Source organism: Aureimonas ureilytica (assembly GCF_001475935.1).
In the GTDB taxonomy this organism is placed as follows: Bacteria; Pseudomonadota; Alphaproteobacteria; order Rhizobiales; family Rhizobiaceae; genus Aureimonas; species Aureimonas ureilytica_A.
Genome location: NZ_LDQA01000040.1, coordinates 58,349 through 64,729 on the forward strand (window position 1 = coordinate 58,349; position 6,381 = coordinate 64,729).

At 66.1% G+C, this 6,381-nt stretch carries 5 protein-coding genes; 3 read left to right on the forward strand and 2 right to left on the reverse strand.

The features are described from left to right. Positions 1 to 226 precede the first annotated feature (226 nt). Complete coding sequence (locus NS365_RS16070) at positions 227 to 1,849, forward strand: ABC-F family ATP-binding cassette domain-containing protein (protein ID WP_058601312.1); 1,623 nt, start codon at positions 227 to 229, stop codon at positions 1,847 to 1,849. Between the two features lie 205 nt (positions 1,850 to 2,054). Here the strand turns inward: NS365_RS16070 and NS365_RS24175 are convergent, their stop codons facing one another. Next, complete coding sequence (locus NS365_RS24175) at positions 2,055 to 2,519, reverse strand: hypothetical protein (protein ID WP_153003809.1); 465 nt, start codon at positions 2,517 to 2,519, stop codon at positions 2,055 to 2,057. A 107-nt stretch (positions 2,520 to 2,626) separates the two neighbouring features. Between NS365_RS24175 and NS365_RS16080 the strand changes: the two genes are divergently transcribed. Further along, positions 2,627 to 2,953, forward strand: coding sequence for a hypothetical protein (locus tag NS365_RS16080; RefSeq protein ID WP_058601314.1), 327 nt, complete (start codon positions 2,627 to 2,629; stop codon positions 2,951 to 2,953). 121 nt (positions 2,954 to 3,074) lie between these two features. On the opposite strand, the gene speB is transcribed toward NS365_RS16080, so the two are convergent. After that, the gene (gene speB, locus NS365_RS16085; protein ID WP_058601321.1) at positions 3,075 to 4,022 is read right to left on the reverse strand and encodes an agmatinase; all 948 of its coding nucleotides are present in this window, start codon (positions 4,020 to 4,022) and stop codon (positions 3,075 to 3,077) included. Between the two features lie 581 nt (positions 4,023 to 4,603). Here speB and NS365_RS16090 point away from each other — a divergent pair. Next, positions 4,604 to 6,381, forward strand: a 1,778-nt coding sequence (locus NS365_RS16090; protein ID WP_193753462.1) for a HAMP domain-containing methyl-accepting chemotaxis protein, incomplete at its 3' end; no start/stop codon positions are given.

Consider the following 6,381-nt stretch of genomic DNA (forward strand, 5'->3'; position numbering starts at 1 on the left):
AAGCGCGGCCGGGTCGGCCTCGCAGGCCACCCCGCGCGGGCTTTCGCCCGGCGCCTCCATGGCCGAGGGGTTGGCCTGAGCCGCTTGCCCGCAGCGGGGACGCCTCGATGGTGCCAGGACGCCAGCGCCCCGGCAAAACGCGACATATGACGCGGCGGCCCCTTGCGCGGGGGGCATTGGGATGGTTTGAGGCGGCTTCCTCCTCGCATCGACCTGGAATTCCCTGATGATCCGCCTTGAAAACATCGGCAAGCAGAACGGCAAGCAGATTGTCTTCATCGAGGCGTCGGCGGCGCTCCAGCGCGGCGAGAAGATCGGTCTCGTCGGCCCCAACGGCGCGGGCAAGACGACGCTGTTTCGCATGATCACCGGCCAGGAACTGCCCGACGAAGGCCAGGTCTCGGTGGATCGCGGCGTGACCATCGGCTATTTCAGCCAGGATGTCGGCGACATGACGGGCCGCAGCGCGGTGGTCGAGGTCATGGACGGCGTCGGGCCGGTCAGCACGCTGGCCGCCGAGATGGCCGAGCTGGAAGCGGCCATGGCCGACCCCGATCGCGCCGACGAGATGGACGAGATCGTCACCCGCTACGGCGAAGTGCAGGGACGCTACGACGAGCTGGACGGCTATGCGCTGGACGGGCGCGCCCGCGAGGTGCTGGATGGTCTGGGCTTCAGCCAGTCGATGATGGACGGCGATGTCGGCGCGCTGTCGGGCGGCTGGAAGATGCGCGTGGCGCTGGCAAAAATTCTGCTCATGCGCCCCGACATCATGCTTCTCGACGAGCCCTCGAACCATCTCGACATCGAAAGCCTGATCTGGCTGGAGAGCTTTCTCAAGGGCTTCGACGGCGCGGTCCTGATGACCTCGCACGATCGCGAGTTCATGAACCGTATCGTCACCAAGATCATCGAGATCGACGGCGGGGCGCTCACCTCCTATTCCGGCGACTACGAATTCTATCGCGGGCAGCGCGCCATCGCCGAGGTTCAGCAGCAGGCGCAGTTCGAGCGCCAGCAGGCGATGCTGGCCAAGGAAGTCGCCTTCATCGAGCGCTTCAAGGCGCGCGCCAGCCACGCCGCGCAGGTGCAGAGCCGCGTCAAGAAGCTCGACAAGATCGAGCGCGTCGAGCCGCCCAAGCGTCAGCAGACCGTGCGCTTCGAGTTTCAGCCCGCGCCGCGCTCGGGCGAGGACGTCGCCACCGTCAAGGGCGTTCACAAGCGCTATGGCGAGCGCGCCATCTACGAGGGCTTCGACTTCCAGGTGCGGCGGCGCGAGCGCTGGTGCATCATGGGCGTGAACGGAGCGGGCAAATCGACGCTTCTCAAGCTCATCGCCGGCGCTTCCGAGCCCGATGCCGGGACGGTCTCGCGCGGCCCGAGCGTCAAGATGGGCTATTTCGCGCAGCACTCGATGGAGGTGCTGGACGGCGAGCGCTCGGTTCTGCAATCGCTGGAAGACAACTTCCCGCAGGCGGGCCAAGCCCCCTTGCGCGCGCTCGCCGGCTGCTTCGGCTTCACGGGCGACGATGTGGAGAAGAAGTGCCGGGTGCTCTCGGGCGGCGAGAAGGCGCGTCTGGTCATGGCCCAGATGCTGTTCGACCCACCGAACTTCCTCGTGCTCGACGAGCCGACCAACCATCTCGATATCGCCACCAAGCAAATGCTGGTCGAGGCGCTTCAACGCTATGAGGGCGCGATGCTATTCGTCAGCCACGACCGCCACTTCCTGGCGGCGCTCTCCAACCGCGTCTTGGAGCTCACGCCCGAAGGCCCGCATCTCTATGGCGGCGGCTATTCCGAATATGTCGAGCGCACGGGTCAGGAAGCGCCGGGCCTGCGGAGCTGAGGATTCAGGTCACGTCAGAGGCCCAGATCATCGGGCCTCTGACGTGCGCAGCAGCGCGCTCCGTTCGGCTTGCCGCGCCCCCTAGAGGTGGTCGCGAGCGATGCGCTCGTCCCAAACCCGCCGATGCACTTCGAGGCCGTTCTCAAAGGCGACATGTTCACCGGTGAGATGGAAGGTCTCGCGGTCGGCGGCCGGCCCAATGCGGTTAGGCCAATGCGGCCGTCACGCTTTCGACCCTCGGCAGCGACCCGCCGGCCTGATGAGGCACGCCCGTGCCCGACAGCGCGCCCTCGCGCTCGGCCACAAGCCGGCGCTTGGCATCGCCTTGCCTTTGCGTGATGAGGCGGCCCAATTCGCCGGCTTCCATCAGCTCGCCACGGTGCAGCCCCATGAGCCGGTCGGCGACCCGCGCCACGACGGCGACATCATGGGTGACGCAGAGCGCAGCCGTGCGGTCGCGCAGAGAAGCCGCGAGTTCGGGACGGTGGAGGCGATCGCGCGCGAGCCGAACTGGCCATCCATCCGATCCGCCGTAAAGAGGCTGGGGGTCTGACCGGCGGCATAGCGGACGGCGCGGTCGGGTGTCGTGATCCACCGCGCCACGCTGCGCCGCTGCGCGACTGACGACGATCGGCGCACCGCCCGGGAGCTCCCGGTGACCATCGGACACGTCGCTGCCGCTTGACCGAGCGCCATGCTCCGCCCCATCACTCGCCGCAGGAATGATGGGCCTTCAGCCGATGGAGCGCTCGCGGGTCGCAGGATAGGAATTGCTGGATGGCACGCAAGAACCGGGACACGGACTGGATCGCCGACGAGGCCGTGGAAGAGACGCCGGCGGAGCCCTGCTGGCTCTGCGGACGCCCGCTCGGGAAGACCGTGGATCGCTTTCACCCGATCCCTAAGAGCCGGGGCGGGCGCGACACCGTGCCCGTCCATCCGATCTGCCGGGAAACCATTGACGCCAATTTCTCGGCCAGCGAACTCGTCCGCCACGCGGAAATGGGCATCGCGCTGACGAACAACGAGGCGGTCGCGCGTTTCGTCAAATGGGTTGCCAACAAGCCCGCCGATTTCCATTCCGCGACAAAGGGGGGCCGGTAGACGCCTGGAGCGCTCGGCGGGAAGCTTAAGGCCCGGCCCGCCACCGTCCGCCGACTGTCTTCGAACCTGTCGCGCTTCGTCCCGCATGTGATCCTGGACTGATCGCCCGCCCGATGCCGGATCAGGGCTGGCCGCTCATGGCGCAGAGAAGTTCGAACATCATCGTCGCGCCGGTCAGCGCCGTCAGCCCGGTCGGATCGAGCGGCGGTGAGACTTCGACCAGATCGGCGCCCACAATGTCGAGCCCGGCGAGGCGGCGAACCATGGATTGCGCTTCGCGGGTCGTGAAGCCGCCGATCTCGGGCGTACCGGTGCCCGGCGCGAAGGACGGGTCGATCCCGTCGATGTCGAACGAGACATAGGTCGGGCGATCGCCCACAAGCTGGCGCGCCTCGTCCATCACGGAGGCGACGCCGCGTTCGGCGAATTCCTCGATGAAGACGATGCGGATGCCGGCCTCACGGGCATAGTCGAAATTCGCCGCCGAGGAGATCGCGCCGCGAATGCCGATCTGGATCGAACGTCTGGGGTCGATCAAGCCTTCCTCGATCGCCCGCCGGAAGGGCGTCGCGTGATTGTAGCGCTGGCCGAAGAAGTCGTCGAACGTGTCGGAATGGGCGTCGAAATGGATGAGGCCGACCGGCTCGCCCCGGTGAAGGCCGCGCAGGATCGGGAGCGTGATCGAATGATCGCCCCCGGCGGTGAGCGGCCGCGCGCCCGCATCCGCGATCTCGCGGAAGAAGGCTTCGATCGAGGCGAAGCTCGCCATGAGATCGAGCGGGTTGACCGGCGCGTCGCCGCAATCGGCGATGCGCAAGGCATCGAAGGGCGAGAGGCCGGTGACGTGATGCACGGCCCGCACGAGGCTCGACTGATTGCGGATCTCGCGCGGCCCGTGGCGCGCACCCGTCCGGTTCGTCGCCCCGCCGTCGAAGGGCACGCCGACCAGCGCGATATCGACCTCGTCCGGCCGGGCCTGCGGCAGGCGCATGAAGGTCGCCGAACCCGCAAAGCGCGGCACGACGCCGGAATCGAGTGGCTTGAAACGCGTCTGTTCGGCTGGCGTCATCGCGGAACCCATCCTTGTCCTCGTCGCACGTCCGGTGCGAAACGGAGCGGTTCGCTCCCATCCCGAGCGAGACCTATGACCTTTGTCGGGAAGAGCGTGCGGGGATGCAAGGCTTCGGCGAGAGGGCGGTCGAGAAGATCGGGCCGAAGACGGGTGCTGGGTGAAGGACCCCAAGACCCAATAGCCCCAAGACGGCGCGACGGCTTGGCGCGTGCGCTCCGTAACCGCTGCGCAGCCGAAGGACCGCGCAACGCAGACGGCTCGATCGTCGCGAGCGGATGTACGCCTGCGTCCGGCGTCGAGCGGCCGTCGAGCCACCAAATCCGCCTCGTAGGTTCCATAACGCGTCTTACGAAACATCGGCGGGTCCGCGTCTGCGCCCCGATCATCCGGCGGTTCCCAGCCTCGCACAGGCGATGCGGCCGCCTGTCGCATTCGCAAATCCATTTCGGAAGTTTCGAATCAAATCGGCTTGATCGAATATTAATCCCAGCATGCGAAGCATATTGACGCTTCTTTTGCCACCCTGAAAATTAAGTCGACCGAAGTTTCATGAGGATCGCCAAAAAATGCGCATGACGATGAAGTTGAAGCTTGGCGTCAGCTTTGCAGCCATCTTGGCCTTGACTGCGGCTGTCGGCTATATCGGCGTGCAAAGCTTGAGCGACAGCAACGGAACGTTCAAACGTTTCGTGGAGGCGCCGTTTGCGTTGAACAGCCAGACCGGCGATATGGCCAAGGCCTTGTCCGATATTCGTCGCTCCGTGCTTCTGACCTTGGCGACCGACGACGAGACATCCGCCAATCAGGCCAAGAGAGATTATCAAAGCGCCTGGCAGGCCATCGATCGAAACATGGATTCGGCGTTCTCCATCATGGATGAAGCGGGTCGCCGGGAGTTCGCCGATCTGCGCCCCTCTCTCGACGCGCTGCGGCAAATCTCAGACGAAACCATCGCCACCGGCCTGAAATACGATGCCGGAGGCGCCAAGACCGCCTTCCGGTCCACCAACGAGTCCGTCGAGGCCTTGAAGGCGCGCCTGACAGCGCTCGGGCAGAGCAGCGGCCGCTCCGGCTCGGCGGACTGGCAGATCACCGCTCAGACCATCTTCAGCCTCATGGATCGCGCGCGTTCGGACACGGTCGGTGCCCTGTTGCTCGACAAGCAAACCGAGCTCGACAACCTGAGCGCGGATCTCGACAAGACCAACGGCCAGCTTGCGCAGGCTTGGGCGAAGCTCGAAACCCTGCTGGGGTCTGCGTCATCGGCCGAGGTCGCGGGTTTGCGCAACGGCTGGAACACGGCCTTCGCGGATTTTCGCGCCCAGGCCGATATCGGGCTCCAGAATCTCGGAGCCAAGATGGCGGACCTGATCGCCGACAAACTGGTTCCCGGAACCGAAGCGGCCGCCGCGCGGATCGACGCCCTGGACACACGGGGCGATCAGATGACGCAGGCATTCCTGACGGATTCCGATACGAGCTATAGATCGACGCGCAACCTTCTCATTCTGATCGTCGGCGCGGCCGTCCTGGCCGGTACGGCTGCCGCGGTGTGGATGGCCCTGTCCGTGTCGCGGGGTCTGTCGCGGTCCATCCATGTGGCGAGGACGATCGGCTCCGGCGACCTGTCCCAGCCGATCGCCGTGAAGGGAAATGACGAGATCGCCGATCTTCAGCGCGCCATGAGCGCCATGCGCGACAAGCTGCTCGAGATCGCCGGCTCCGTGTCCGCATCCACGACGCAGGTGCAGCAAGGCTCGTCTCTCGCGGCGGCTACCGCCGAGCAGCTTTCGTCCGGCTCGTCGGAGCAGGCGGCGGCCTCCGAGCAGGCCTCGGCGGCCGTCGAGCAGATGTCGTCCAACATCCGGCAGAACGCCGAGAACGCCTCGCAGACCGAAAAGATCGCGGCGCAGGCCGCGACCAGCGCCGAACGCAGCGGCGAAGCCGTCGCCAAATCCGTCGAGGCCATGCGCACCATCGCCGCGCAGATCACGGTGGTTCAGGAAATCGCGCGTCAGACCGACCTTCTGGCGTTGAACGCGGCCATCGAGGCGGCGCGCGCCGGCCAGCATGGCAAGGGCTTTGCGGTGGTCGCCTCGGAAGTGCGCAAGCTGGCGGAGCGCTCCCAGCAGGCGGCGGGCGAGATCAGCCATCTGTCGGGCGACACGCTTGCCGTCGCCGACGAAGCGGGCCGGATGCTCGACATGCTGGTTCCCGACATCAGACGCACCTCGGAGCTGGTGGCGGAAATTTCGGCCGCCTGCCGCGAGCAGTCGATCGGTATCCAGCAGATCAACCAGTCCATCGTCCAGCTCGATCAGGTCACACAGTCGAATGCCGGCGCGGCCAACGAGAT